The sequence below is a fragment of the Xenorhabdus budapestensis genome (genome assembly GCF_017743015.1).
In the GTDB taxonomy this organism is placed as follows: Bacteria; Pseudomonadota; Gammaproteobacteria; order Enterobacterales; family Enterobacteriaceae; genus Xenorhabdus; species Xenorhabdus budapestensis.
The window spans coordinates 783730-810582 of record NZ_CP072455.1 but is presented as its reverse complement, the minus strand read 5'-3'; the positions used below and the strand labels follow the sequence as shown (position 1 = coordinate 810582).

Here is a 26853-nt window from a genome sequence, read left to right as displayed (position 1 = left end):
TAATTAAATCTTATTTACTGATTTTCTTATACTTAATGCGATGAGGCTCCAACGCTTCAGCGCCCAGTGTCCGCTTCTTGTAGTCTTCGTATTCGCTGAAGTTTCCTTCAAAGAAACTCACCTTACCTTCATCTTGATAATCAATGATGTGTGTTGCGATACGGTCAAGGAACCAACGATCATGAGAAATAACCATCGCACAACCTGGGAATTCCAACAGAGCATTTTCCAGTGCGCGCAGAGTTTCGATATCCAGGTCATTGGTTGGTTCGTCCAGCAACAACATATTACCGCCCACTTGCAGAAGTTTCGCCAGATGCAAACGGCCACGCTCACCACCGGACAATTCACCAACGCTCTTCCCTTGATCCACGCCTTTAAAGTTAAAGCGGCCTACATAGGCACGGCTTGGGATCTCAAAGCTACCGATGCGCATAATATCCTGCCCGCCGGACACTTCTTCCCATACCGTCTTCTTGTCATCCATGTTATCGCGGAACTGATCAACGGAAGCCAATTTCACAGTCTCACCCAAAGTGATTGAGCCGGAATCCGGTTGTTCCTGACCAGACAACATACGGAACAGGGTTGATTTACCCGCACCGTTCGGGCCGATAATCCCGACAATAGCACCTTTTGGTAGAGAAAAACTCAGGTTATCAATCAGAACTCGATCACCATAAGATTTAGTCAAGTTACTCACTTCCAGTACCTTGTCCCCCATCCTTGGCCCAGGCGGAATGAACAACTCACTGGTTTCGTTACGCTTTTGGTACTCAACGTTATTGAGTTCTTCAAAGCGAGCCAGACGAGCCTTACCTTTGGCCTGACGCCCTTTCGGATTCTGGCGAACCCATTCCAATTCTTTCTCAATGGATTTACGACGGGCAGCTTCTGTTGCGGCTTCTTGTGCCAGACGAGCATCTTTCTGCTCCAGCCACGAAGAATAGTTACCTTCCCATGGAATACCTTCGCCACGGTCAAGCTCCAAGATCCAGCCCGCAACGTTATCGAGGAAGTAACGGTCGTGGGTAATAGCAACGACTGTACCTTCATAATCGTGCAGGAAGCGCTCCAGCCATGCTACAGATTCAGCATCAAGGTGGTTGGTCGGTTCGTCAAGCAACAGCATATCCGGTTTTTCCAGCAACAGGCGGCAAATCGCAACGCGGCGACGTTCCCCCCCGGACAGGTGCTCAATTTTAGCATCCCATGCTGGCAAACGCAGAGCGTCAGCCGCTCGTTCAAGTTGGTTATCCAGATTATGACCGTCATGAGACTGGATAATCGCTTCCAGTTCGCCTTGTTCTTTAGCCAGTTTGTCAAAATCCGCATCTGGATCAGCATAAGCGGCATAAACTTCATCAAGGCGTGTCAGTGCATTTTTAACTTCGCTGACTGCTTCTTCCACCGCTTCACGAACGGTATGTTCAGGATTGAGTTTAGGCTCTTGCGGCAAATAGCCAATTTTGATGCCCGGTTGTGGACGCGCTTCCCCCTCAATATCTTTATCGATCCCTGCCATGATACGCAGTAAGGTCGATTTACCAGCACCATTCAGGCCAAGAACACCGATTTTTGCTCCAGGGAAAAAACTCAAGGAAATATTTTTCAGAATATGCCTTTTCGGGGGAACAATTTTTCCAACCCGGTGCATACTATAAACATATTGAGCCAAAGTAATGTACCTTTTTGATAATTAAGGAAATATTTAATATTTGTTTACGCTTGTGGGGCTTGGATAGGGTATTTTACCCTAAATTTAGCTGATCGTGTTGCTACCTGTTTAGCATTATGGTCAATTACGTTCATCGTTGTGATAAATCACATCAATATTATTATAATTAAAACAATTTATATTTCGTTCACTATCGGTCAATCTTCTGGAGGAGTATGTGACTATAAGTAAATGGCAGCATTTTATAATGACTGTTAGTCTGGCTTCTATTGTTGGAATGGCGCATGCTGACTCTCTGGAAGCTCAACGAGAGCGCTATCAGGCAATAAAATTCGCATGGGATGCGAAAAATATGGCAGAAGTTGATCGGTTGATGCCAACATTAAAGGATTACCCTCTGTATCCTTACCTTGAGTATCGTCAATTAGTTCATAACCTGAAAATTATTTCTCCCCAACAAGTTCGTCACTTCATTACTGCTCACCCGACCCTGCCACCCACTCATTCCCTGTCATCCCGATATATCAGCTCTCTGGCAAATGACGGAGATTGGTATGGTATTCTGGCATTCAGTCCTAATGCACCCAATACCATGGCAGCACGTTGTAATTATTACTTTGCTAAGTGGGTAGTAGGAAATCAGAAAACCGCCTGGAAAGGCGCTAAGGAAATTTGGTTACGTGACAACTCATTACCCGATGATTGCGATAATTTGTTGAATGTCTGGGAACGCTCCGGGCATTTATCCGTAAATTTAATATTGCAGCGTATCAAGTTAGCAGTAGAGGGGAATAATACAACCCTCGCGAGTTATCTTATCAAGCGCCTGCCCTTGAATTATCGCAGCTTGAGAACTCATTTACTGAAATTGCAAAGTGATCCAACGTCTGTTGAACACTTTGCCAGGACAATAAGACCGACTGATTTCACCCGTTCTATGATCATCAATGCTTTTTCTCATTTTGCCCGTAAAGATGCTGAGCAAGCCAGACTCAGTCTCTCCTCCATTGCACGGGCACAAAAAATGAATGACCAGGAAAGACAGAGATTAAAAGACATCGTGGCATGGCAATTAATGGGTGATATTACTCCAGAGCAAGCAAAATGGCGGGATAGTACAATACGAGGCTCACACTCCAGCGCCCTGATTGAACGCCGTGCTCGTTTGGCGCTACAGAATGCCGATGAAAAAGGGCTGGCGGAATGGTTAAGCTTGTTACCTAAAAATATCCTGCAAAAAGATGAATGGCAATATTGGCGTGCGATTGTCCTGTTGAATACAGATAAGAAAAAGGAAGGGGACGCCATATTACGTAAGTTGATGGAGCATCGTGGTTTCTACCCCATGGTAGCAGCGCAGAAATTACATATGCCCTATCCTCTGGTTATCAATAAGTCAGAAAGACCTGATAGTTCCATTGCGAAGTTACCACAGATTAAGCGGATCCGTGAATTAATGTATTGGCATATGGATGATCTGGCCCGCTCAGAATGGATCAATTTAGTTTCTTCACGAAACAGCACTAAGCAAGAACAACTGGCTCGTTATGCTTTTGAACAGAATTGGCCTGCGCTGAGTGTTCAGGCGACGATCGTCGGCAAGATGTGGGATCATCTTGAAGAACGTTTTCCTTTAGCATGGCAAAACGAATTTGCTCATTTCACTTCAGATAAAAGTATTTCACAAAGTTATGCAATGGCTATTGCGCGACAGGAAAGCGCATGGGACCCACAAGCGCGATCTTCAAAAGGAGCGAGCGGATTAATGCAACTGATGCCCAAAACGGCAGAACATACAGCAAAGAGCCAAAAAATTGATGGCTATGTCAGCAGCAACCAATTAATGAACCCGACCATGAATATCAAAATTGGAACCGCATATCTGGAATCGATTTACCAAAGTCTTGGTAATAACCGTATTCTCGCCAGTGCTGCCTATAACGCAGGCCCCAGAAATGTCGAACGTTGGTTAACCAATAGTGCGGGAAACATTGATGCTATCGCTTTTATTGAAAGCATCCCTTTTTCTGAAACACGCTCTTATGTCAAAAATGTGCTGGCTTATGATGTGTTCTACCATAATTTTATGGGCAAACTATCTAATGTGTTGACTGATGCTGAATGGCAAAGACGTTACTAATTTCAAATCCAATTGTGATATGATTTTGTACTAGTTAAATAGTATGGCTATAGATTATGACACAAAATCATTTGATTGACCCAGCACTTTCCCCAGAAGATGGCGATGACTGGCTTGCTTTTGTCGAGTTATTACAAACGGCATTTGAACAAAATTTGCAACATCAAATTTTACAGTTATTATTGACACCCGATGAACGCACGGCATTATCAACCAGAGTTCGAATTATTCAAGAGTTGATGCGTGGGCAAATGAGTCAACGTGAACTCAAAAACGAACTTAGTGTTGGGATTGCAACAATCACTCGTGGCTCAAATAGCTTGAAATCGGCGCCAGCCCACGTCAAAGAGTGGTTGGAGACGCAGTTATTGAAGTAAATCAGTTGTGATAATAGCTGTTCTGACAATATCTGTTTTGGCCGTGGCAGTTAAATAATCAATAACAGAGGCCATATCATTATGGCCTCCAGCAGTTATGCTATTGTCATTAAGATTGATTGTTCAACTCTTTATAAATTTCATGATGGATAGGAACGAGAGCCAGTATCAGTGCCTGATGGTAAACACTAGTGCGAGTCAAGATGCCATTGGTGAAAAAACCAATTGCTCCACCTTTCTGTTTGATGTTATCAACGCCGGTCAGATAAGCCATTTCGTGACCAAGCTCACGTCCTTCACGAATGCCTTCCAGTACCTTTTCAGGCAGCATCAGACTGGCAGAACGCGATTCACCCCGGATTTGCTTATACTCAATAACCATCCAGGCAAAAGTCATGTCATCTTCGATTCCGGCTTCAACACCGACCCAAAAATCAGCTTCCGGCCTAACCTGACGAGCAGCCATAACCCGATGACGAGCACCAGTACGAGTTTCGGTATTACCAATTGGCTGTTGAGGGACACTACTGTCTACATTGACATCTTCTATACGGAATGTTCCCGGGCCAAAAACATCATCAAATGCAAGGCTAATCGCTTTTATTTTCGCAGGGTTAGTTGTTGCAGCAATAACATGATACATAATAAATAAGTAATCCTTTGAACTATTTCATGATGCAGTATAACGGAAAATAACTATGTTACAGGTATATCTTGTTCGTCATGGCGAAACAGAATGGAACGTGGCTCATCGTATTCAAGGGCAATCTGACAGCCCATTGACTGAAATTGGGCGGCGTCAGGCACTCTTGGTAGCACAAAGAGTACAGTCAGAGAGCATTACACATGTTATCACTAGTGACCTTGGTCGGACACGCGAAACCGCAGAAATTATTGCAAAAGCCTGTGGCTGTGAGGTGATATTAGAACCGCGCTTGCGGGAAATAAACATGGGCATTCTGGAAAACCGTGAGCTGAGTTCCCTGACACAAGAAGAAGAGTCCTGGCGCAAAAGTCTTGTTGATGGAACACCAAACGGACGGATACCAGAAGGTGAATCAATGAATGAGGTATGCAGTCGTATGCGTGCAGCACTGGAAAGCTGTCTTGACCTGCCAACTGGAAGTCGCCCTCTGCTGGTGAGTCATGGCATGGCATTAGTCAGTCTGATTTTTTCTATTTTGGGATTACCAGCCAACTCTGAACGTCGCCTGCGGCTGAGGAACTGCTCTATCTCAAGGGTGGATTATCAAGATAGCCCATGGCTGGCTTCTGGTTGGATTGTTGAAACTGCGGGCGATATCACACATCTCAATATGCCCGCATTAGATGAACTACAAGGCTAACACTGAATTGGGATGAGGTACTCAAACTCCACAACATGGCTTTGAGACTCATCCTCCAATTTCTTCCTTTCAAGATTAGTAAGATAGTATCGCTCAACATCGTATCCTTTCCTGCGAGTGATATTCAGTCGGGGTAAACAAACAGTATAGATATTGAAGAGAAACTCATCGAGCTGATCTTCTTTACCAAAATAACTGAATGAAATGTACTCCCCTCCGGGCAAAACAACCGGCTGACTATCTTTGGTATCAAAAGTCGCATATTCCGGATCTATTGCAGTGGTATAAAAAACCGTCTGTTCATCTTCATGATCCGTACTGATAGTGGAATGATATAATCCATACAATTTAGGAGGTAAAATTTCAGCATGTTGCAGATAGAAAACCCAAAAGTTATTGCGCATCTCTGTACAGGCTTTCGACCATTGTTCCAGTGTATAGGAGCAGGTATGCTCAGTACCGATAAGTAACTTATCTTCCAACGTCACAAACTTATGTTCAGGTAACGGTTTGTTATCCAACATAATCGGAGGACAAATCCCGGTAGCACACCACTCTTCACTTCGACGATAAGAAGCCGGTGTCCGGTTAAATTGTTTTTTGAAAGCTCTGGTAAAAGTTTGTTGAGAATCAAAACGATATTGCAGAGCGATGTCCAGAATGGGGCGACCGGTTACGCGCAATGCAATGGCAGCCTTGGACAACCGCCTGGCACGAATGTAGGAACCAATAGCCTGTCCCGTAACATCTTTAAACATGCGCTGTAAGTGCCACTTGGAATAACCTGATTTTGCTGCAACATTATCAAGGGATAGTGGACGATCCAGATTATTATCCAACCAATGCAGCAGATCTCGAATGATGTTGGTTTGATCCATACATCTCCCTAATTCATCAAGACAAAAAGAAAACCGTACAACCTTAAGATAACTAAATGTTTTAAAAATTTTCAGAATGAAAATGTTAAACAGTAACTACCCTCAGCAGTTATTTTCATTGCAATTCCTAAATTGACAAACATTCTTCCTGACATAATAAAGCAGAATATTGTGATACGATCACAACAGATAAAACCTAACATCAAATTAAACAAGACAAATCTTGGAATAAGCTAATGGTAAATCTGATCATTTGTCAAGCTTACCTTTAGGATCCCATTACCAATGATGGTTGGAAAAATTATTAAATAATTTGCCTCTATCAATTTATATTGATGGGTGATAAACAACAGTTATACACCATGACATTTTCTATAAAGAAAGCTGTTTTGCACATCTTTGAGAAAGTATGGGCATCCGTAAAAGCAGATTTAAAACCCACTCTTTACTCGTTTTGAATGTATATTCAGCTATAATGCCATGTTTTTCTTTATAGATACATTAACTTTGAAAATGCCTTTGCAAAAGCCATTGATTCGCATTATATGTCAATGATAGATATTTTCACCGTGTTTATTTAATTAAAGTGGACTAAATATGGTAACAATTAAGAAAATAGTGATTGCTGTTGCCCTACTCTGTTTTCCGGTGATCCTGCACGCCGAAGAAATCGGATCTGTTGATACCGTGTTCAAATTTTTTGGGCCAGATAACAAAATAGTGATAGAGGCCTTTGATGATCCCGACGTTAAAAATGTAACTTGCTATTTAAGCAGAGCTAAAACGGGTGGAATTAAAGGCGGTTTAGGATTAGCAGAAGATACTTCTGATGCAGCGATCTCCTGCCAGCAGGTTGGGCCTATCGAACTGGCAGATAAGATCCTTAAATCACCGAAGAAAGGACAAGTCGTTTTCCAGAAAAGAACATCTCTGGTATTTAAAAAACTTCAGGTTGTCCGTTTCTACGATCCAAAACGTAATACACTGATCTACTTAACCTATTCCGACAAAGTCATTGATGGTTCACCTAAAAATGCCATCAGCGCCGTACCGATTATGCCGTGGAAAGAGTAGAACAACCAACGAAACCGCAGCCTAAAAAAAGAATAGTTATTAAAAAGCCCTGAACTTCCTTAAGTATTCAGGGCTTTTTTATTGATATTATATTTTTATAAAAAAATAAATTAAAAATATAATAAATCAAAAAACAATAAATAACGGGAACGAATTGATTAATCTTCCAAGTCGCCACAGAAACGATAGCCTTCACCATGAATGGTGGCAATAATTTCTGGGGTATCCGGTGTCGATTCGAAATGTTTACGAATACGACGAATGGTGACATCAACAGTACGATCATGTGGCTTCAGTTCACGACCGGTCATTTTTTTCAACAGCTCTGCACGAGTCTGAATTTTTCCCGGATTCTCGCAGAAGTGGAGCATCGCACGAAATTCACTGCGTGGCAGCTTATAGTGATCTCCCATTGGGTTTACCAGAGAACGGCTATTGATATCCAATTCCCAACCATTGAACTTATAACTTTCAACTTGACGACGTTCTTCACCAGAATGGCTCAGATTCATAGTACGGGAAAGCAGGTTCCGCGCACGAATAGTTAACTCCCGCGGGTTGAAAGGCTTGGTGATGTAGTCATCAGCACCAATTTCAAGCCCAAGTATCTTATCCACCTCATTATCACGCCCAGTTAAGAACATCAGGGCGACATTTGCCTGCTCACGTAATTCACGGGCAAGAAGCAGCCCATTTTTGCCTGGCAGATTGATATCCATAATCACTAAGTTGATATCGTTGTCTGACAAAATATTGTGCATTTCTGAGCCATCATTGGCTTCATAAACAACATACCCTTCGGCTTCAAAAATACTCTTCAGAGTATTGCGTGTGACAATTTCGTCTTCAACAATCAAAATATGCGGGGTTTGCATGGTTGCTACCTAAAATCGCTAAAAAAACAGAACCTGTATGACATAAACTACTATTATTAATAGAAAAAACTATTCTCGCTCTGGATCACAGAAAACGCAGCTCATGTCTAAAAAATGTTGTTGATATGTTTTACGCTAAAAGCATTTGTTGCTTCTCTCTGAGGGTACATACCCGGAAAACCCATCTCAGCAGGGGCTATATTAGTCTATTAACAGCAATATAACAGCTAGTAATGCATTTACCCTCTAAAAAAACCAACTTTTGTTGATACATATCAAAATCAATTGTAGCACGTCAACATTATTTGTAATTGTTAATTTAAAATTAACTATTTTGTTATTTATTTGAAAATTTCATGTTAACAGCTTGCTATGTTGCCTCTAATGCTTAGAGAGATCAACCCAACACTTAAATGTTAAAATTAACGCGTTTTATCATAAAGACGAAATAATTACAAAATATGTTTTTTTATAAAATTAAATACTAATAAAAATATTCAAAACCAGATAATGGCTCAGTTATCGAATCATATTTTGAATGATTACAGCACAGAAAATGATGCTTTTTCCTTGATGATTTTAAAAATCATTTGACTTCAACCACAGTTTCCTTTAACCAATAGAGGGCGAACAGAATAAAAAGACAGACAGGAAACCATGCGCTACATCAACCCGAAAAATACAATCACTGCAATCACTGCAATCACTGCAAACACAGTTACTGCTAAAACAATCGCTACGATTACCACCGGAACCACAAATTACGGTGCGGGCTGACGCGTACAAATAAAATAGTAAAAAGCCCGTATCCCACAAGATACGGGCTTTTTTTTGACGTTTTTTTTAACAAAAAGTCAGGAGAGAAATACCAATGCGAGTACTAAAATTTGGGGGCACTTCAGTCGCAAACTACCAGCGCGTACTGAGTGTGGCTGATATCGCTGAAAGTGAACTATCCCTTGGGCAAGTCGCCCTGGTTCTTTCTGCACCCGCAAAAATTACAAACCATTTGGTAGCGATGATAACCAAAACGGTTGCAGGACAAGACATTGTTTCCAATATGAGCGATACCACCCAAATCTTTACTGATTTGCTATCGGGATTAAAAGAACATCAGCCAAATTTCGATTATGAACATCTGAAAGGTGTTATGGAGCGTGAGCTTGCTAATCTAAAACAAACCCTGCATGGTATTTCTCTATTAAGGCAGTGCCCAGACAGCATTAATGCAGCCCTGATTTGCTGTGGTGAAAAATTATCCATTGCTGTTATATCCGCTGTACTACAGGCTCGCGGACATCAAGTATTTGTTATCGATCCAGTTAAAAGCCTTCTTGCTCACGGGCACTATCTCGAATCCACTGTTGATATCCACGAATCCACCAAGCGTATTGCAGCACTGAACATTCCTGCTGACCATATTATTCTGATGGCAGGCTTCACTGCCGGTAATGATAATGGTGAATTGGTTGTTCTTGGGCGTAATGGTTCCGATTATTCGGCCGCAGTGCTGGCAGCATGCTTACGTGCGGATTGCTGTGAAATCTGGACTGACGTAGATGGTGTTTATACCTGTGACCCCCGGTCTGTCTCTGATGCCCGTCTATTGAAAAGCCTGTCCTATCAGGAAGCGATGGAACTTTCCTATTTTGGAGCCAAAGTTCTTCATCCCCGTACTATTGCGCCTATCGCTCAATTCCAAATCCCTTGCCTGATTAAAAATACTGCCAACCCTAATGCGGCAGGAACATTCATTGGTGAAGGGCAAAAAGACGAAAGTATGCTTATCAAGGGCATCACTAACCTGAACCATATGGCAATGATCAACGTTTCAGGCCCCGGCATGAAAGGTATGGTCGGCATGGCAGCAAGAGTATTTGCCGTTATGTCCCGCTCAGGCATTTCTGTTGTACTGATTACACAGTCTTCATCGGAATACAGCATCAGTTTCTGTGTACCGCAAAAAGAGTTGAACAGAGCACAAAAAGCACTGACAGAAGAATTTTATCTGGAATTGAAAGATGGAGTGCTTGATCCCATTGATGTGATAGATAACCTCGCCATCATTTCTGTGGTTGGTGATGGAATGCGTACACAACGTGGCATCTCTGCCCGTTTCTTCTCAGCATTGACCCGTGCCAATATTAACATCATCGCCCTTGCTCAAGGTTCATCGGAACGCTCCATCTCCGCAGTCATTGACAATGATGCTGCGACAACAGCGGTTCGTCTCTGTCACCAAATGCTGTTTAATACTGCTCAAATGGTTGAAGTGTTTGTTGTCGGTGTGGGTGGTGTGGGCAGCGCATTGATTGAGCAAATCCGCCGCCAACAATCATGGCTGAAACAAAAACATATTGATCTCCGCGTATGCGGTATTGCCAACTCGCGGGCTATGCTAACAGATATGCAGGGCATCAGTTTAGATAACTGGCAACAGGCTCTATCAGAAGCCAGTGAGCCTTTCAGCCTGAGCCGGTTGATCCGCCTCGAAAAAGAGTATCATCTCCTGAACCCAGTGATTGTGGACTGTACATCAAATCAATCCATCGCCGAACAATATGCCAGCTTCCTGAGCGATGGCTTCAACGTTGTCACACCGAATAAAAAAGCCAATACACTTTCAATGGCCTACTACCGTGAAATCCGTCAGGCTGCTGAAAAGTCGAAGCGCAAGTTCCTGTATGACACCAACGTAGGCGCGGGATTGCCTGTCATCGAAAACTTACAGAATCTGCTGAATGCCGGGGATGAGTTAGTTCAGTTCAACGGTATCCTGTCAGGCTCTCTGTCTTATATTTTCGGTATGTTGGATGAAGGTATGACACTTTCGCAAGCAACGTTGCTGGCAAAAGAAAAAGGCTTTACGGAACCCGATCCACGAGACGATCTCTCAGGTATGGATGTTGCGCGTAAACTATTAATTCTGGCCCGTGAATCTGGCTATGAACTGGAGTTGGAAGATATTCACGTCGAGCCCGTTTTACCGGCATCATTTGATGCCGGTGGTAATATCAGCGATTTCCTGCAACGTTTACCACAACTGGATCTGGAATTTAATCGTCGGGTTGCAGATGCCACAGAGCAAGAAAAAGTGTTGCGCTATGTTGGCATTATTGAACAAGGCCGTTGTATGGTGAAAATTGCCGCAGTCGATGGCAATAATCCACTTTATAAAGTCAAAAATGGCGAAAACGCCCTGGCTTTTTATACCCGTTATTATCAACCAATCCCATTGGTGCTACGTGGCTACGGTGCAGGGAATGATGTAACGGCAGCAGGCGTTTTTGCTGATATATTACGCACTCTGTCATGGAAATTGGGGGTTTAATGGTGGTCAGGGTTTATGCTCCTGCCTCTATCGGTAACGTTGGAGTTGGGTTTGATGTGCTTGGCGCAGCGGTTTCTCCTGTTGATGGTTCACTGCTCGGGGATTGTGTCTCTGTCAGTGCAGCAGAAAGTTTTACTTTAAGTAATGAAGGGAAATTTATCGGCAAACTACCTGAAAATCCCAAACATAATATTGTCTACCAATGTTGGCAGCTCTTTTGCCAGCGACTGGGTAAAGAACTCCCTGTTGCCATGACACTGGAAAAAAACATGCCGATTGGCTCTGGATTAGGTTCCAGTGCCTGCTCAGTAGTTGCCGCATTAGTGGCATTAAATGAGTATGCAAGTCGTCCTTTTGGGCGCTGCCAATTACTGGACATGATGGGGGAATTAGAAGGACGAATTTCCGGTGGTGTACATTATGACAATGTTGCACCGTGTTATTTAGGTGGGCTGCAATTAATCCTGGCTCAGGAAGATAGCGTTTGTCAGTCAATTCCCGCTTTTGATGATTGGTTGTGGGTGATGGCATACCCCGGCATCAAGGTTTCGACATCAGAAGCACGCGCAATTTTGCCTGTTCACTATTCCCGCAACGATATCATTAACCATGGCCGTTATTTTGCAGGATTTATTCACGCCTGCTACACCCAACAATCTGATTTAGCGGCAAAATTGATGAAAGATGTTATTGCCGAACCTTATCGCACACAGCTTTTACCCGGTTTTGCCAACTCACGTGATGGAGTAAAAAAACTAGGTGCCCTGGCATGTAGCATCTCTGGCTCCGGTCCGACATTATTTGCGATTTGTAATGAGATGGCGATAGCGAAACAAGTTGCCCAATGGCTGCAACAACATTACGTACAGAATGACGAAGGTTTTGTTCATATTTGCCGTCTGGATCTCGCAGGCGCACGACAGGTAGGGTAACAATGAAATTATATAACTTAAAAGACAATCACGAGCAGGGCAGTTTTTCACAGGCAGTTAAACAAGGATTGGGGAAACAGCAAGGATTGTTCTTCCCGCAGGATTTACCTGAATTCAGTCGTGCCGAAATTGAGGAATTATTAAAACTGGATTTTGTCAGCCGCAGCCAGCGTATTCTTTCTGCGTTTATTGGTGATGAAATTCCCACTGAACAACTAGCTGAACGCGTTAAAAATGCTTTTACTTTTCCTGCTCCCGTATCAACTATCGAAGATGACATCGTTTCACTGGAGCTTTATCACGGCCCGACACTGGCTTTCAAAGACTTTGGCGGCCGTTTTATGGCTCAGATCCTTGCACAAATTGCAGGAGAACAACCAGTCACTATTTTGACTGCAACTTCCGGCGATACCGGAGCGGCTGTTGCTCATGCCTTTTATGGCTTAGATAACGTACAGGTGGTGATCCTCTATCCAGAAGGAAAAATCAGCCCATTACAGGAAAAACTGTTCTGCACATTGGGTGGCAATATTCACACTGTCGCTGTTCAAGGCGATTTTGATGTTTGTCAGGCGCTGGTTAAACAATCTTTTGATGATGAAGAACTGAAAAAAGCTTTGCACCTCAACTCTGCGAACTCAATTAATATCAGTCGCCTACTGGCACAAATTTGCTATTACTTTGAAGCCGTTGCACAGATCCCAGCAAAAAAACGCGAACAGTTGGTAATTTCTGTGCCTAGCGGCAACTTCGGCAACCTGACCGCAGGTTTACTGGCAAAATCGATGGGATTGCCGGTAAAACGTTTTATCGCAGCAACCAATGTTAACGACACCGTTCCCCGTTATCTGGCAGAAGGCACATGGCAACCAAACCAGACCGTTGCCACTCTCTCCAATGCGATGGATGTCAGTCAGCCAAATAACTGGCCGCGTATTGAAGAACTTTTCCGTCGCAAAGGCTGGTCACTCAGTGAACTGGGCAATGGCGTTGTGGATGACAATATCACTCAAAGCACAATTCAGGAATTAGCTGCCAAAGGCTATATTTCTGAACCTCACGCTGCCGTTGCTTACCGGGTATTACGGGATCAATTGCAGGAAGGTGAGTACGGACTGTTTTTGGGAACGGCTCATCCAGCCAAATTCAAAGAAAGTGTGGAAGCTATCCTCGGCCAGCCATTGCCGTTACCACAAGAACTAGCAGAACGTGCAGATATGGCATTGTTATCTCACGTCCTGCCTGCTGATTTCGCCACCTTACGTGAATTTCTGATGGAAAGAGCACCGAAATAACGTGGCATTTGTCACTCCACAATGATTTGTGGAGTGACCTTTATCAATGCTGTTCAGGGCGTTTAAACACCAGTTCATTGCTTTTGGAAAGAGATTCATCAAAAGCATATCCTTCCAGATTAAACTCCACCAACCGTGCTGGATTGGTCAGTTGGTTTTGAATAATAAAGCGGCTCATCAATCCACGGGCTTTCTTGGCATAGAAGCTAATAACTTTGTATTTACCATTTTTTTCATCCAGAAAAACCGGCTTGATAATGTTGGCTGACAGCTTTTTGGTATTTACTGATTTGAAATACTCATCAGAAGCTAAATTAATCAGAACATCATCACCTTGTTGCTCCAGTGCAGTATTCAGATTTTCCGTAATACGATCTCCCCAGAATTTATACAAATCTTTACCACGGGGATTTTCCAGTTTGATACCCATTTCCAAACGATAAGGCTGCATCAGATCGAGAGGGCGCAAAACCCCATATAATCCAGATAAAATTCTCAAATGAGTTTGGGCAAAATCAAAATCAGCATCTGAGAATGTTTCTGCCTGCATACCGGTATAGACATCCCCTTTGAAAGCAAGGAGAGCCTGACGAGCATTTTCCGGTGTGAAATCGGGTTTCCACTCACCAAAACGGGCTGCGTTTAATCCCGCCAGTTTATCACTGATCCCCATCAGGCTACTGATTTGTGCAGGTGTTAATGTGCGGCAGATATCGATTAACTGTTTTGACTCCTCCAACAAGGCAGGTTGACTATACTTTTCTGTTGCAAGCAGGCTTTCATAATCGAGCGTTTTGGCTGGTGAAATAGTAATAAGCATGATTCTGTTCCGAGTTTCTGAATGGTTTTCTCAATAATCGAGGCTCTTCCACTTCAATTTAGCAAAATTAACCTGAAAAAGGGGGATAACAGCGATAGAATTTTCTGACCTGACGAGCTGCACTTGACCATGTTATTATCACGAAATGGTGAGGCAACCGTGCCAAAGATTTTACGTATAATGATGAGATATTAACCATGACCGATAAACTGACTTCCCTGCGTAAGCTGACAACAGTAGTAGCAGATACGGGGGATATCGCGGCAATGAAATTGTACCAGCCGCAAGATGCAACAACTAACCCTTCCCTGATTTTGAATGCTGCACAGATCCCTGAATACCGCCAACTGATTGACGAAGCCATTGAATGGGCACGTCGTCAGAGCGACTCCCGTGAGCAACAAATTATTGATGCCGGCGACAAATTGGCGGTTAACATCGGTCTGGAAATTCTGAAACTGATCCCTGGCCGTATTTCCACTGAAGTTGATGCCCGTCTCTCTTATGACACTGAAGCCAGTGTCGCGAAAGCAAAACGTCTGATCAAACTGTACAACGAAGCGGGTATCAGCAATGACCGCATCCTAATCAAACTGGCTTCCACCTGGCAGGGTATCCGTGCTGCGGAGCAACTGGAAAAAGAAGGTATCAACTGTAACCTGACTCTGCTGTTCTCTTTTGCACAAGCACGCGCCTGTGCAGAAGCAGGGGTTTACCTGATCTCCCCATTTGTTGGCCGTATCCTTGATTGGTACAAAGCGAATGGCGATAAGAAAGAGTTCGCGCCACACGAAGATCCGGGTGTCATTTCTGTTTCTGAAATTTACCAGTACTACAAAGAACATGGTTACAACACGGTTGTTATGGGAGCAAGCTTCCGTAATTCCGGTGAAATTCTGGAACTGGCTGGTTGTGACCGCCTGACTATTTCTCCTGCTTTGCTGAAAGAGCTATCTGAAACAGAAGGCAAAGTTGAACGTAAACTGGGCTATGAGGGCGAAGTTAAACCTCGTCCAGCGCCAATGACTGAAGCTGAATTCTACTGGGAACACCATCAGGATGCGATGGCAACCGAGAAACTGGCAGAAGGTATCCGTAAGTTCGCTATTGATCAGACTAAACTTGAGAGCATGATCGCTGACCTGCTGTAATCCTGAACAGTACGCTATTTTTTCTTCTATAAAGGCGACATAATAGTGTCGCCTTTTTCACTATTTTTTGCTGTTTTTATTTTTTACTGTTAATTGAGGTTCGTATGGATGTATTGCGCATTGGCCTCGTATCTGTTTCTGATCGTGCTTCAAGCGGTATTTATCAGGATAAGGGCCTGCCTGCATTGGAAGAATGGCTAGGGAAAGCGGTAACCACGCCTTTCAGTATCGAAGCCCGATTGATCCCCGATGAGCAAATCCTGATTGAGCAGACCCTGTGTGAACTAGTCGATGAATTGGGCTGCCATCTGGTACTGACTACCGGGGGAACCGGCCCTACCCGTCGTGATGTGACACCAGATGCAACATTGGCTGTTGCTGATCGTGAAATGCCCGGATTTGGCGAGCAGATGCGTCAAATCAGTCTGCAATTTGTGCCAACCGCGATTTTGTCTCGTCAGGTTGGTGTGATCCGCAACCAAGCGTTGATCCTTAACCTGCCTGGACAACCAAAAGCCATTGCAGAAACGCTGGAAGGGTTGAAAGATGACAGCGGCAAGGTTTTAGTTCCGGGGATTTTTGCTAGTGTGCCCTATTGTATTCAACTGTTGGATGGCCCTTATATCGAAACTGATGAAACCGTTGTGGCCGCTTTCAGACCTAAAAGTGCCCGCCGTTAACCCCTGGTTTCCTGTGTTCAGTGGCTGATTTACGGCTATCAGTATTCAGTGATTAGACAGAAAGCACATATTAAAAAGGTTCTGAATAAAACCAGAACCTTTGAGAAAAGAAACCAACTTTACGCACTAACTCAATTCAAATTCAGACTGCCACCATGAGTTTCAATAACCTGCTTGTACCAATAGAAGCTTTTCTTACGGCGTCGTTCCAGTGTTCCTGTTCCCTGTTCATTCTGGTCAACATAGATGTACCCGTACCGCTTGGAAATCTCGCCTTTTGAGGCACTGACTAGATCAATCGGCCCCCAGCTGGTATATCCCATAATCTCCACCCCATCTTCAATTGCTTCCCTAACCTGCACAAGATGGTCATTAAGATAATGAATGCGATAATCATCCTGAATACTGCCATCAGCTTCCACGGTATCTTTGGCTCCCAAGCCATTCTCAACAATAAACAGTGGCTTCTGATAACGATCCCACAATAAATTGAGTAAGGTACGCAAACCGACCGGATCTATCTGCCACCCCCACTCTGAACTGGATAGATGCGGGTTCGGGATCATATTCAGGATATTACCCTGTTTTTTCTGGTATTCAGATTCATCCCTTGACGCACAACCACTCATGTAATAACTGAATGAGATGAAATCAACCGTATTTTTCATTTCCTGCTTATCTTGTTCAGTTATCGTCACCTCAATGCCATTTTCGCGGAAATAGCGCAATATATAGCCGGGATAAGCACCACGACACTGTACGTCACCGAAAAACAGCCATTTCTGATTTTGCTGGAGAGTTGCTAGTACATCATCCGGTTTACACGTCAATGGATACATCAGATCACCCAATAACATATTGCCAATTTTGGCATCAGGTATAATCTGATGGCACAGTTTCACCACACGGGCACTGGCTACTAATTGGTGGTGGATGGCCTGGTAGATCTCTGATTGTGTGCTGCTTTTAGGTAATCCGACTCCTGTTAGTGGTTCATGCAGTGACATATTGATTTCGTTGAACGTCAGCCACAACTTCACTTTTTTCCGATAACGAGTGAAAACCGTGCGGGCATAGTACTCAAAAAAATCGATCAGCCTGCGATTGCCCCATCCACCGTATTTTTTGACCAGTGCCCACGGCATTTCATAGTGGGACAACGTGATCAATGGCGTAATCCCATATTTCGCCATTTCATCGAATAATTTGTCATAGAATGCCAGCCCTGCTTCGTTAGGCTGCGTTTCGTCGCCTTGAGGAAAAATCCGGCTCCATGCAATGGACGTACGCAAACAGGTAAAACCCATTTCAGCAAACAGTGCGATATCTTCGGGATAACAATGATAAAAATCGATAGCAATATCTTTAAGATACTGTGTGTTATCACTCTCTCGCTCAGTGACAGGTCCCATAATACCCTGCGGTTGAACATCGGATGTTGAAAGCCCTTTTCCATCGGTTAAATAAGCCCCTTCAACCTGATTGGCAGCAACTGCACCACCCCATAGAAAATGTTTTGGAAACTGTTTCATGCGGATCTCCTCTTTGGGCACGTGATGAATAATGATGTCAGGGGCACCTTTCACCCTTATTTTCTTTTGTGGAGAGCTTGGTTGAGGCAGGAAGCCCAAACAACCATGTCAATAAAGTTGAAATGACAAAAGCCAGCGCAGTACCAATAATCGCGCCCCACACCGTATTATTGATACCCGTTGGTGGAATAAGCTGAGTAAAGGTAAGAATATTAACCAGCCCCAGTGAATAGGCAGCACTTTGGTAATAACCAACCACTGAACCGCCAATTGCTCCAGCAACACAGCCAAAAATAAATGGGCGTCGATAAGGTAGGGTCACACCATAAACCGCAGGCTCAGTAATACCAAATATCCCGGTGGTTACAGCCGAACCAGATAACATTTTCAATTTAGCATCGCGGGTACGCAGGAACACACCAAAGGCCGCTCCTGTTTGCCCTATCACTGCGGGGAGTATCAAAGGCATTAACGTATCGTGGCCAACAATAGTTAAGTTATTGATGATAATAGGAATCAATCCCCAATGGAGACCAAAAATGACACAAATTTGCCATACTCCCCCCGTAATCATCCCCGCCAGTACCGGAGCGAATCCATAAGCAATCTGATAACCTTGAGCCAGCAACTGGCTTAACCAAGTCGCCGTTGGTCCAATAACAAGAAATGTAAGAGGAGCAATCAACATGAAGCAGGCAAGGGGAGTAGTAAAATTCTTGATTGCAGCAGATAGATGAGCATCTAATGCTTTTTCAACCTTGCTGCTTGCCCAAGAGGCCAGAATAATAGGGATCACTGAAGAACTATAGTTCAGGAAGGAGAGTGGAATTCCCATAAAATACTCAGTTGTACCACCAGCTACCGTCGATGCTTTAAAGGCAGAGATGATCATGGGATGAACTAATGCACCACCAATCCCCATCGAAATAAAGGGATTACCACCGAACTTTTTACCTGCTGTATAACCAAGCACCAATGGGAAAAAGTAAAACAGAGAATCGCTGGCAGCATACCAAACATGATAAGTCCCACTGTCGGGAGACATCCATTCCAGAGTAACAGTAACCGCAAGCAATCCTTTTAAAATACCAGCCGCCGCCATAACACCCAAAAATGGGGTGAAAATACTGGAAATTATATCAATGAAGTGGTTAAAAAGGCCGTCTTTCTTATTAGCTAAATCTGATGCAGCTTCTATCTTATCAGGAGGAGCTAACACTTGTTGAATTGCCTGATAAACATCACTCACGTCATTACCGATGACTACCTGAAATTGTCCCCCACTTTCAACAACTGTCATAACATCTGACTGAGCTTTTAACCTACCAATATCAGTAACTGCACTATCCCGCAGTTTAAATCGTAGCCGGGTTGCACAATGGACAAGACTGACAATATTCTCTTGCCCACCGACACCCGCAATAATTTCCTGGGCCAGTAGTTGGTACTTCATACTATTTCCCCATTTTTTCCTTAGATAGACCGGAAAATGCAAAACGGTGAATTTTATTCAGGCAAAAAAACTGACAATCCTCCCTTGCATACCATGCGGGGAATTATTGTCAGGTGTCATATCCTAAAGATTTTCAAGTTACGCAGCCGACAAAAACTGCAACTTGAACGACAACAGGTATACTTCCTGTTACCATTAAAAGCAGTAATAATTCACTTTCTGATATTAGTTGCTTTTAGTTATCACTCAAATTCCGAATAATAGAAGTGTGACTGTGATCGCGAAGCTCTATTATAATTGACTTATTAACCGATAATATTGATCAGGCTAAGATCCAACTTCGATACCCATCCCAGCCTCTGTCCAGCCTGAAAAGCCTTTTTTAAAACGGCTGGCATGAATACCTTTAGCACGCAATAGTTCAAGGGCATTGGCAGAAAGAACACAATAAGGCCCACGGCAATAGGCGATAATGTCCTGACGGGAAGGCAGCTCATCCAACCTGTTTTCCAGTTCATCAACAGGGATATTGATAGCATTGGGTAAATGACCTTGCTCAAACTCCTCTTTGGGTCTGACATCCAGCAAGAATGTGCTTTTTTCTTTGATTCTCTCTAACAATTCATCCCATGAAATTGCTTCCTGATTATTCGTATCACCAATTAATCTGCGCATTTCTGCCCGATTAAATTCAGCATATCTCTGGATGGCTGTGATAATATCCATGATCGGCCCTTCCCCCAGACGATAAAACACATTTTTGCCGACTTTACGGGATCGAAGCAGACCCGCACGTTTCAAATGTTGAAGATGCTGGGAAGTATTGGCAATGGACAGACCGGAAAGCTCCGATAGAATTACCCATGAAACATTAACTCTAAAATATATACTAATCTTTACTGGATTAACATTTATATATAAATTGCACTACAGTATTATAATTTATAGGGATTGAATCAATATTTATAAACCAGATTTTACGCCTATTACTTGTCAAAGTATAAAATACCATAAATCACCCTAATAAATTATTCGATTAATCAATATAACAATAATTCAACGTAGTAATAGATATTATCTTTATACATTTGGCTAAAGGGAAATTTACAGGTGAATTTTTTCTGATAAAATTCTTAAATACATCACAAAAAATATGGCATGCCTTTCGGTAGAATTGTATCTCGCAGTTTTTCATACTTGAATTCCATTACAAAAATTACAGAGTAGATATTTTTTAATATTGAATAAATTTTTATTTCTCATTTATTAAGATCTGATAGAGTCATAACTCTTACTTCATGAAAATCCTATTTTATAACTATAAGTCGGTACTTTATGTCACAACATCAAAATCGTTCATTAAACAAACAGGATTATAAGACTCTATTTTTAGCTTCCTTAGGTGGTGCTTTAGAGTTTTACGATTTCATTATCTTCGTCTTTTTTGCCATCGTGCTTGGTGAGCTTTTTTTCCCAGCTGACATCCCTGAATGGCTCCGGCAACTGCAAACATTTGGTATTTTTGCTGCCGGATATCTGGCCCGGCCTTTAGGTGGGATCATCATGGCACATTTCGGTGATCTAATTGGACGCAAAAAAATGTTCTCCCTCAGCATTCTGCTAATGGCCTTACCGACTCTAAGTATCGGATTGTTGCCAATTTACGACACTATCGGTATCACTGCCCCATTACTATTATTACTGATGCGGATTATGCAGGGAGCAGCAATTGGAGGTGAAGTCCCCGGAGCATGGGTATTTGTAGCGGAACATGTTCCCCACAAATATATCGGCTTTGCCTGTGGGATGCTCACCGCAGGGCTGACCCTCGGCATTTTGCTTGGTTCTTTGATAGCAACAGCAATTACTTCGGTTTATACCAAACAAGAAGTTTTAGACTGGGCATGGCGTATCCCTTTCTTTCTTGGTGGAATTTTTGGCCTGTTCGCTATGTACCTGCGCCGTTGGTTACATGAAACTCCGATATTTAAGGAAATGCAGGCACGTAAAGCATTAGCGGAAGAACTGCCCCTAAAGTCTGTGATCCTAAATCATAAACGTGCAATCACTGTTTCCATGTTGCTGACATGGCTTCTTTCGGCAGGCATTGTGGTTGTTATCTTGATGACACCAAGCTATATGCAGACCGTTTTCCATCTGGAACCGTCAATGACGCTGAAAGCCAATAGTCTGGCAATTATTGTACTTTTTATTGGCTGTATATTAGCCGGGCATTTATGCGATAAATGGGGTGCCAGCAAAGTGTTACTGGCTGGTAGCTTGCTGTTGGCTGCCACAACATGGTTTTTCTACCACAATATCAGTGATGAACCTATCAGACTCTTCAGTGCATATGCTATGGCAGGTTTCTCTGTTGGTGTAGCAGGGGCGGTGCCTTTCGTTATGGTTCAGAGCTATCCACCTGAAATCCGGTTCAGTGGCATTTCATTTTCATATAATCTGGCCTATGCCATTTTTGGCGGATTAACTCCGATTGTGATTACTCTATTAATGAAATATACGTCACTAGCCCCAGCGTACTATATGCTGATGTTGTCTGTCATAGGGATATTCTTGGCTCTTTATTTGGATAAAAGAACAGTATTAGATAGCAAGACAAAGCACTAAAAAAATAATAAATTTACGCTTACTCAATTGATGGCGTTTTTAGCCGAATGTTCATCTGCCACGGTTGTGATGCTGATAACAATCACTTCCAAGCAACGATTACGTTCCGTCCGAACACGCCCTTTTCATTCCTTCATACATACTCCCCTGATAAATATTCACCACCAGAGGCCGGATATGGCGAGTAAAAGGCAAGAACCTCCATGAATATCTGTCTTGAAGTCCTGCGGCTCAGATTTGAGCAGCGTCTCAGTTATCGCAATATCGCCTTTGAGACAGCTCATAATTATCTTATTCTATAAAATAGACTAATCCCTGCATTTGGATATTTTTTCTATAAAGATTTTATTAATGGTTGGGTACAGATAAGATCACCAAGCCTATCTTTGCGTAATATATTTTCATATTGAATGATAAAAGAAAATTCTTTTTTAAATAACAGATACCACTTTTTAAAACAGAACATTTATTATTTATTTAATAATTCAATGTATTATATAAGAATATGATTACGGCTGTGTTTATAGATCAGTTTAATAGAATCAAGGTACGAATATGGGAAGGAAAAAACTATACAACGCCAAGAATATCTAAATGGACGAAATGGCCGTCGTGCTTGACCTGTTTGCGCGTAAACCCATTGGCTGGGCGATGTCTTTCTCAGCGGACTCGGAGTTGACAAAGAAAGCATTAGAAATGGCTTTTGAATCAAGGGGGAAGCCACAAGGTGTTCTGTTTCACCATGCTCAAGGTAGCCACAATACCAGCAAGGCATTTAAACGGTTATTGTGGCGTTATGGCATCAAACAAAACCTGAGCCGCCGGAGTAATTGCTGGGATAACCAATGGAACGTTTCTTCAGGAGCTTAAAAAGTGAATGGATCCCTGAAGCAGGATATCCGGATTTTAGAGAAGCCTTTCGCTCAATCACGAATTATATAACAGGTTATTATAGCCAACTTCGCCCCCATTGGTACAACAATGGATTGATGCCCAACGAATCAGAACGATTATTTTGGGAAAGCGCTAAGCGAGTGACCAATTTTTATTGACCACAACAGTTTTGACCATTAATCAAAATAAAGGATTATTGATAACAGGGTTTGCATTGAATCAAAAATTAGGTACTTCATTGTACGTTCCAAATTAGCTTGAATTACAAAATTTTCCAAGCTTTGGGTTTACCCCCAATCTTAGAACCCCCACATGCCCCTGAAAGGCGCTATCCCTACAACTAAAATTTAATTTTAGCCCCTACGGTTGGTCCTGTATTTTTTATAATATAACGACCTTTATTCTTATCATAGACACTTTCCATTATTTCCGGTGTGGCGTAGGGCTCAATACTAACGCCATCAACATTACCCTCTATTGCTTTATGTTCAAGCATATAACATCTCTCTGATGAAATATTTTCTCTTGATTTTATTTCATCTATTATTTTTAAGCTTAACGGGCCGTCCTTGTTATTTTCCCCCATATATATACACAACTCATCATTCGATAATTTCGTTAAATCTTTAATATTATTTTTTGAGGAGCAACCTACAACTAAAATAAAAGCGTAAAGGAATAATGTTTTTTGTTTTTTTCTCATTTCAAACCATCTCGTCTTCCCAGCCCTTCCATAAACTTAAAGCCGCAGTGTTTTTCAAGTTCATCAGGGGCGGAACTCATTGAGGCGAGGGCATCCTTGCCCATATTGACGCCGAATAGATTTAAGCAAGCCCCAAATTCATCAAAATCAGTATTGCAAAAACGAGGGGGATCATAGATTTCTTTCACCAATTGGCAAAATAGTACGACCATACTGTTCATTCAGAACTTCGGCCATAGCCAGATAGAAAGCACTGACACCACAAATGACACCCTCATAACCAGCAAAAGTCAGAATGCTGGCATTGCCGGTAATGTTACCAATCGCCAGCAATGCAAACAGCAATGTCAGGCTACCGAAGATAAACTGCAAAGTGCGGTTAGCTTTGAATGTTCCAAAGAACATGAACAGGGTGAAAATACCCCACAAAGCGAGATAAACACCAAGGAATTCATGGCTAGTTGCTTCCGCCAACCCCATTGTTGGCAGGAACAGCAAGCCAATCAGGCTGAGCCAGAACATACCGTAAGAGGTAAACGCGGTTGCGCCAAACGTATTCCCTTTTTTGTACTCAATGATGCCAGCCAGCACCTGAGCCAAACCACCATAAAAAATTCCCATACTTAAAATGGCAGATGCTAATGGGAAAAAACCTGCGTTATGCAAATTCAACAAAATGGTTGTCATGCCAAAACCCATCAAACCCAATGGGCCTGGATTAGCCAACTGATTAGAACTCATAAGTCCCCTAAAAAAATTAATAAAACACTAAAAAAGTTCTCATGACATATTCCCACGCCAGAAAACCATAAAAGGTGGCGAATCATAATGTGATGACATCAACTACACAATGACCCCAAAAAAATTTTTTTATTAAATTTCAATTTTTTTTCAATCAGCCCCTTGATGATGAGATGAATGACCCCATTTAAGTCTCAACTACAGTTACTACTGACATTTCAGTAACAACTGAAAACATAAAATGAGGAATTTCTGGCTGACCGTGCCATTGAAAAGAAAACATTCGTCCTCATATAGCTTAGTAACTTGACCGAATATATGAATTCTTTGTGGAGGCGTTTAGATGGGTAAAATCATTGGTATCGACTTGGGAACTACCAACTCTTGTGTAGCAATTATGGACGGCGCAACAACTCGTGTGCTTGAAAACAGCGAAGGTGATCGTACCACTCCTTCAATCATCGCATATACTCAGGATGGTGAAACTCTGGTTGGTCAACCAGCTAAACGTCAGGCTGTTACTAACCCGCAAAATACTCTGTTTGCTATCAAACGCCTGATTGGTCGCCGTTTTCAGGACGAAGAAGTTCAGCGTGATGTTGCTATCATGCCATACAAAATCACCAACGCAGACAACGGTGATGCATGGCTGGAAGTAAAAGGCCAGAAAATGGCACCTCCTCAGGTTTCTGCTGAAGTTCTGAAGAAAATGAAGAAAACCGCAGAAGACTATCTGGGTGAGCCAGTAACAGAAGCAGTTATCACTGTTCCTGCTTATTTCAACGATGCACAACGTCAGGCAACTAAAGATGCTGGCCGTATCGCAGGTCTGGAAGTTAAACGTATCATTAACGAACCAACCGCTGCTGCTCTGGCTTATGGTCTGGATAAAGAAATTGGTAACCGTACTATCGCAGTTTATGACCTGGGTGGCGGTACTTTCGATATCTCTATCATCGAAATCGACGAAGTAGATGGCGAAAAAACTTATGAAGTTCTGGCAACTAACGGTGACACTCACTTGGGGGGTGAAGACTTCGATAGCCGCCTGATCAACTATTTGGTTGATGAGTTCAAGAAAGATCAGGGCATCGATCTGCGTAACGACCCACTGGCCATGCAGCGCCTGAAAGAAGCCGCAGAAAAAGCGAAAATCGAGCTGTCTTCCGCTCAGCAGACTGACGTAAACCTGCCATACATCACTGCAGATGCAACTGGTCCTAAACACATGAACGTTAAAGTGACTCGTGCGAAACTGGAATCTCTGGTTGAAGATCTGGTGAAACGGTCTATTGAGCCGCTGAAAGTCGCACTGAATGACGCTGGCCTGTCTGTATCTGACGTTCAAGATGTCATTCTGGTTGGTGGTCAAACTCGTATGCCAATGGTTCAGAAAGCTGTTGCAGACTTCTTCGGCAAAGAACCACGTAAAGACGTTAACCCAGACGAAGCTGTTGCAATGGGTGCAGCAGTTCAGGGCGGCGTATTGGCAGGCGACGTGAAAGACGTTCTGCTGCTGGACGTAACTCCACTGTCTCTGGGTATCGAAACCATGGGTGGTGTGATGACTTCGCTGATTTCGAAGAACACCACTATCCCAACCAAGCACAGCCAGGTGTTCTCTACTGCGGAAGACAATCAGTCTGCGGTAACTATCCATGTGCTGCAAGGTGAGCGTAAGCGTGCCAGCGACAACAAATCTCTGGGTCAGTTCAATCTGGATGGTATTCAGCCAGCACCTCGTGGTATACCTCAGATCGAAGTTACTTTCGACATCGATGCTGATGGTATCCTGCACGTTTCTGCGAAAGACAAAAACTCCGGCCGTGAGCAGAACATCACCATCAAAGCTTCTTCTGGCCTGAACGAGGAAGAAATCCAGCAGATGGTACGCGATGCAGAAGCAAACGCAGAAGCTGACCGTAAGTTCGAAGAACTGGTTCAGATCCGTAACCAGGCTGATCAGCTGATCCACGGTACTCGCAAGCAAGTTGAAGAAGCTGGCGACAAACTGCCTGCTGATGACAAGACTGCAATCGAAAAAGCCGTTTCTGAGTTGGAAACAGCGGTGAAAAGCGAAGACAAAGCTGAGATTGAAGCTAAGATCCAAGCTCTGGTTGAAGCTTCTAAGAAACTTCTGGAAATCGCACAGCAGCAAGCTCAGGCAGGTGCAGCTGATGCCGGCGCAGGCAACGAGAAAAAAGATGACGATGCTGTAGACGCTGAATTCGAAGAAGTTAAGGACAAAAAACAATAGCCCTTAGCGGGCAAAGTAACAGGACGCCTGTTACTTGTTAACTAGCACGGGCGTTGAGGTAACTCTAC

The 26853-nt window shown here is 43.0% G+C and carries 21 protein-coding genes, 2 pseudogenes and 1 other annotated feature; of the genes and pseudogenes, 12 read left to right on the top strand and 11 right to left on the bottom strand.

Translation table 11 applies throughout. The annotated features are described in order from the left end of the window. Window positions 1–10 precede the first annotated feature (10 nt). Window positions 11–1678, bottom strand: a complete 1668-nt coding sequence (gene ettA, locus HGO23_RS03525) for an energy-dependent translational throttle protein EttA (protein ID WP_099135571.1) — start codon at window positions 1676–1678, stop codon at window positions 11–13. Between the two features lie 223 nt (window positions 1679–1901). On the opposite strand from ettA, the gene sltY reads away from it, so the two are divergent. Further along, a complete protein-coding gene (gene sltY / locus HGO23_RS03520) occupies window positions 1902–3818 on the top strand; it encodes a murein transglycosylase (RefSeq protein ID WP_209028688.1) in 1917 nt (638 codons plus the stop codon). 56 nt (window positions 3819–3874) lie between these two features. Further along, complete coding sequence (gene trpR / locus HGO23_RS03515) at window positions 3875–4195, top strand: trp operon repressor (protein WP_086954245.1); 321 nt, start codon at window positions 3875–3877, stop codon at window positions 4193–4195. Window positions 4196–4304: 109 nt separating this feature from the next. Here trpR and yjjX read toward each other — a convergent pair whose 3' ends face one another. Beyond that, on the bottom strand, window positions 4305–4838 hold the full coding sequence (yjjX, locus tag HGO23_RS03510; protein ID WP_209027981.1) for an inosine/xanthosine triphosphatase: 534 nt from the start codon (window positions 4836–4838) through the stop codon (window positions 4305–4307). Window positions 4839–4893: 55 nt separating this feature from the next. Between yjjX and gpmB the strand changes: the two genes are divergently transcribed. Next, on the top strand, window positions 4894–5541 hold the full coding sequence (gpmB, locus tag HGO23_RS03505) for a 2,3-diphosphoglycerate-dependent phosphoglycerate mutase GpmB (RefSeq protein WP_099135573.1): 648 nt from the start codon (window positions 4894–4896) through the stop codon (window positions 5539–5541). On the opposite strand, the gene robA is transcribed toward gpmB, so the two are convergent. Beyond that, window positions 5538–6419 carry an MDR efflux pump AcrAB transcriptional activator RobA gene (robA, locus tag HGO23_RS03500; RefSeq protein ID WP_209027980.1) on the bottom strand — a complete coding sequence of 294 codons (882 nt, stop codon included), beginning with the start codon at window positions 6417–6419 and terminating at the stop codon, window positions 5538–5540. The two genes, gpmB and robA, sit on opposite strands and share 4 nt — an antisense overlap. Before the next feature lie 597 nt (window positions 6420–7016). Between robA and creA the strand changes: the two genes are divergently transcribed. Next, window positions 7017–7493: a protein CreA gene (gene creA, locus HGO23_RS03495; RefSeq protein WP_099135575.1), complete on the top strand. Its 477-nt coding sequence runs from the start codon at window positions 7017–7019 to the stop codon at window positions 7491–7493. A 158-nt stretch (window positions 7494–7651) separates the two neighbouring features. Here creA and arcA read toward each other — a convergent pair whose 3' ends face one another. Then, window positions 7652–8368 carry a two-component system response regulator ArcA gene (arcA, locus tag HGO23_RS03490; protein WP_099135576.1) on the bottom strand — a complete coding sequence of 239 codons (717 nt, stop codon included), beginning with the start codon at window positions 8366–8368 and terminating at the stop codon, window positions 7652–7654. A gap of 717 nt (window positions 8369–9085) precedes the next feature. Then, window positions 9086–9202, top strand: a sequence feature (Thr leader region). Window positions 9203–9239: 37 nt separating this feature from the next. Here arcA and thrA point away from each other — a divergent pair. From thrA to thrC, 3 genes are read left to right on the top strand one after another with little or no spacing between them, the layout of a single operon-like run. After that, window positions 9240–11699, top strand: a complete 2460-nt coding sequence (thrA, locus tag HGO23_RS03485) for a bifunctional aspartate kinase/homoserine dehydrogenase I (protein WP_209027979.1) — start codon at window positions 9240–9242, stop codon at window positions 11697–11699. Between the two features lie 2 nt (window positions 11700–11701). Further along, window positions 11702–12631: a homoserine kinase gene (thrB, locus tag HGO23_RS03480; protein WP_483409873.1), complete on the top strand. Its 930-nt coding sequence runs from the start codon at window positions 11702–11704 to the stop codon at window positions 12629–12631. A gap of 2 nt (window positions 12632–12633) precedes the next feature. Continuing rightward, a complete protein-coding gene (thrC, locus tag HGO23_RS03475; protein ID WP_099135579.1) occupies window positions 12634–13926 on the top strand; it encodes a threonine synthase in 1293 nt (430 codons plus the stop codon). Window positions 13927–13969: 43 nt separating this feature from the next. Here the strand turns inward: thrC and yaaA are convergent, their stop codons facing one another. Beyond that, window positions 13970–14746 (bottom strand): peroxide stress protein YaaA, encoded by a 777-nt coding sequence (gene yaaA / locus HGO23_RS03470; RefSeq protein ID WP_209027977.1) that lies wholly within the window; start codon window positions 14744–14746, stop codon window positions 13970–13972. Window positions 14747–14943: 197 nt separating this feature from the next. Between yaaA and tal the strand changes: the two genes are divergently transcribed. Together tal and mog are read left to right on the top strand one after the other, a co-directional pair. Beyond that, a complete protein-coding gene (gene tal / locus HGO23_RS03465; RefSeq protein ID WP_209027976.1) occupies window positions 14944–15897 on the top strand; it encodes a transaldolase in 954 nt (317 codons plus the stop codon). A 104-nt stretch (window positions 15898–16001) separates the two neighbouring features. Next, window positions 16002–16577 (top strand): molybdopterin adenylyltransferase, encoded by a 576-nt coding sequence (mog, locus tag HGO23_RS03460; RefSeq protein ID WP_099135582.1) that lies wholly within the window; start codon window positions 16002–16004, stop codon window positions 16575–16577. 131 nt (window positions 16578–16708) lie between these two features. Here mog and HGO23_RS03455 read toward each other — a convergent pair whose 3' ends face one another. From HGO23_RS03455 to HGO23_RS03445, 3 genes and pseudogenes are all read right to left on the bottom strand, one after another. Next, window positions 16709–18109 carry a glycoside hydrolase family 1 protein gene (locus HGO23_RS03455; protein WP_209027975.1) on the bottom strand — a complete coding sequence of 467 codons (1401 nt, stop codon included), beginning with the start codon at window positions 18107–18109 and terminating at the stop codon, window positions 16709–16711. A gap of 58 nt (window positions 18110–18167) precedes the next feature. Further along, window positions 18168–19562 (bottom strand): annotated as a pseudogene (locus HGO23_RS03450) (PTS transporter subunit EIIC); the annotation flags it as partial. Between the two features lie 327 nt (window positions 19563–19889). Continuing rightward, the gene (locus tag HGO23_RS03445; protein WP_244967872.1) at window positions 19890–20363 is read right to left on the bottom strand and encodes an ArsR family transcriptional regulator; all 474 of its coding nucleotides are present in this window, start codon (window positions 20361–20363) and stop codon (window positions 19890–19892) included. 534 nt (window positions 20364–20897) lie between these two features. On the opposite strand from HGO23_RS03445, the gene HGO23_RS03440 reads away from it, so the two are divergent. Together HGO23_RS03440 and HGO23_RS03435 are read left to right on the top strand one after the other, a co-directional pair. After that, entirely contained in the window at window positions 20898–22190 is a 1293-nt protein-coding gene (locus tag HGO23_RS03440) for an MFS transporter (RefSeq protein ID WP_209027973.1), read from the top strand. Between the two features lie 603 nt (window positions 22191–22793). After that, window positions 22794–23242 (top strand): annotated as a pseudogene (locus tag HGO23_RS03435) (DDE-type integrase/transposase/recombinase); the annotation flags it as partial. Window positions 23243–23424: 182 nt separating this feature from the next. On the opposite strand, the gene HGO23_RS03430 reads toward HGO23_RS03435, so the two are convergent. From HGO23_RS03430 to satP, 3 genes are read right to left on the bottom strand one after another with little or no spacing between them, the layout of a single operon-like run. Further along, window positions 23425–23787 (bottom strand): hypothetical protein, encoded by a 363-nt coding sequence (locus HGO23_RS03430; RefSeq protein WP_099135587.1) that lies wholly within the window; start codon window positions 23785–23787, stop codon window positions 23425–23427. Then, a complete protein-coding gene (locus HGO23_RS03425) occupies window positions 23784–23975 on the bottom strand; it encodes a hypothetical protein (RefSeq protein WP_209027972.1) in 192 nt (63 codons plus the stop codon). The genes HGO23_RS03430 and HGO23_RS03425 overlap by 4 nt, the downstream gene beginning before the upstream one ends. Further along, complete coding sequence (satP, locus tag HGO23_RS03420; RefSeq protein WP_099135588.1) at window positions 23959–24528, bottom strand: acetate uptake transporter; 570 nt, start codon at window positions 24526–24528, stop codon at window positions 23959–23961. Before satP ends, HGO23_RS03425 begins: the two co-directional genes overlap by 17 nt. A gap of 343 nt (window positions 24529–24871) precedes the next feature. On the opposite strand from satP, the gene dnaK reads away from it, so the two are divergent. Next, window positions 24872–26785, top strand: coding sequence for a molecular chaperone DnaK (gene dnaK, locus HGO23_RS03415; RefSeq protein ID WP_209027971.1), 1914 nt, complete (start codon window positions 24872–24874; stop codon window positions 26783–26785). Window positions 26786–26853: the final 68 nt, after the last annotated feature.

What these genes read in the sequence shown, in the direction of transcription:
- thrC (WP_099135579.1), top strand. Translation starts at nt 12,634, where the DNA reads ATGAAATTATATAACTTAAAAGACAATCACGAGCAGGGCAGTTTTTCA.
- arcA (WP_099135576.1), bottom strand. Translation starts at nt 8,368, where the DNA reads ATGCAAACCCCGCATATTTTGATTGTTGAAGACGAAATTGTCACACGC.
- yaaA (WP_209027977.1), bottom strand. Translation starts at nt 14,746, where the DNA reads ATGCTTATTACTATTTCACCAGCCAAAACGCTCGATTATGAAAGCCTG.
- trpR (WP_086954245.1), top strand. Translation starts at nt 3,875, where the DNA reads ATGACACAAAATCATTTGATTGACCCAGCACTTTCCCCAGAAGATGGC.
- thrA (WP_209027979.1), top strand. Translation starts at nt 9,240, where the DNA reads ATGCGAGTACTAAAATTTGGGGGCACTTCAGTCGCAAACTACCAGCGC.
- gpmB (WP_099135573.1), top strand. Translation starts at nt 4,894, where the DNA reads ATGTTACAGGTATATCTTGTTCGTCATGGCGAAACAGAATGGAACGTG.
- HGO23_RS03430 (WP_099135587.1), bottom strand. Translation starts at nt 23,787, where the DNA reads ATGAGAAAAAAACAAAAAACATTATTCCTTTACGCTTTTATTTTAGTT.
- satP (WP_099135588.1), bottom strand. Translation starts at nt 24,528, where the DNA reads ATGAGTTCTAATCAGTTGGCTAATCCAGGCCCATTGGGTTTGATGGGT.
- robA (WP_209027980.1), bottom strand. Translation starts at nt 6,419, where the DNA reads ATGGATCAAACCAACATCATTCGAGATCTGCTGCATTGGTTGGATAAT.
- mog (WP_099135582.1), top strand. Translation starts at nt 16,002, where the DNA reads ATGGATGTATTGCGCATTGGCCTCGTATCTGTTTCTGATCGTGCTTCA.
- creA (WP_099135575.1), top strand. Translation starts at nt 7,017, where the DNA reads ATGGTAACAATTAAGAAAATAGTGATTGCTGTTGCCCTACTCTGTTTT.
- HGO23_RS03455 (WP_209027975.1), bottom strand. Translation starts at nt 18,109, where the DNA reads ATGAAACAGTTTCCAAAACATTTTCTATGGGGTGGTGCAGTTGCTGCC.
- dnaK (WP_209027971.1), top strand. Translation starts at nt 24,872, where the DNA reads ATGGGTAAAATCATTGGTATCGACTTGGGAACTACCAACTCTTGTGTA.
- yjjX (WP_209027981.1), bottom strand. Translation starts at nt 4,838, where the DNA reads ATGTATCATGTTATTGCTGCAACAACTAACCCTGCGAAAATAAAAGCG.
- HGO23_RS03440 (WP_209027973.1), top strand. Translation starts at nt 20,898, where the DNA reads ATGTCACAACATCAAAATCGTTCATTAAACAAACAGGATTATAAGACT.
- tal (WP_209027976.1), top strand. Translation starts at nt 14,944, where the DNA reads ATGACCGATAAACTGACTTCCCTGCGTAAGCTGACAACAGTAGTAGCA.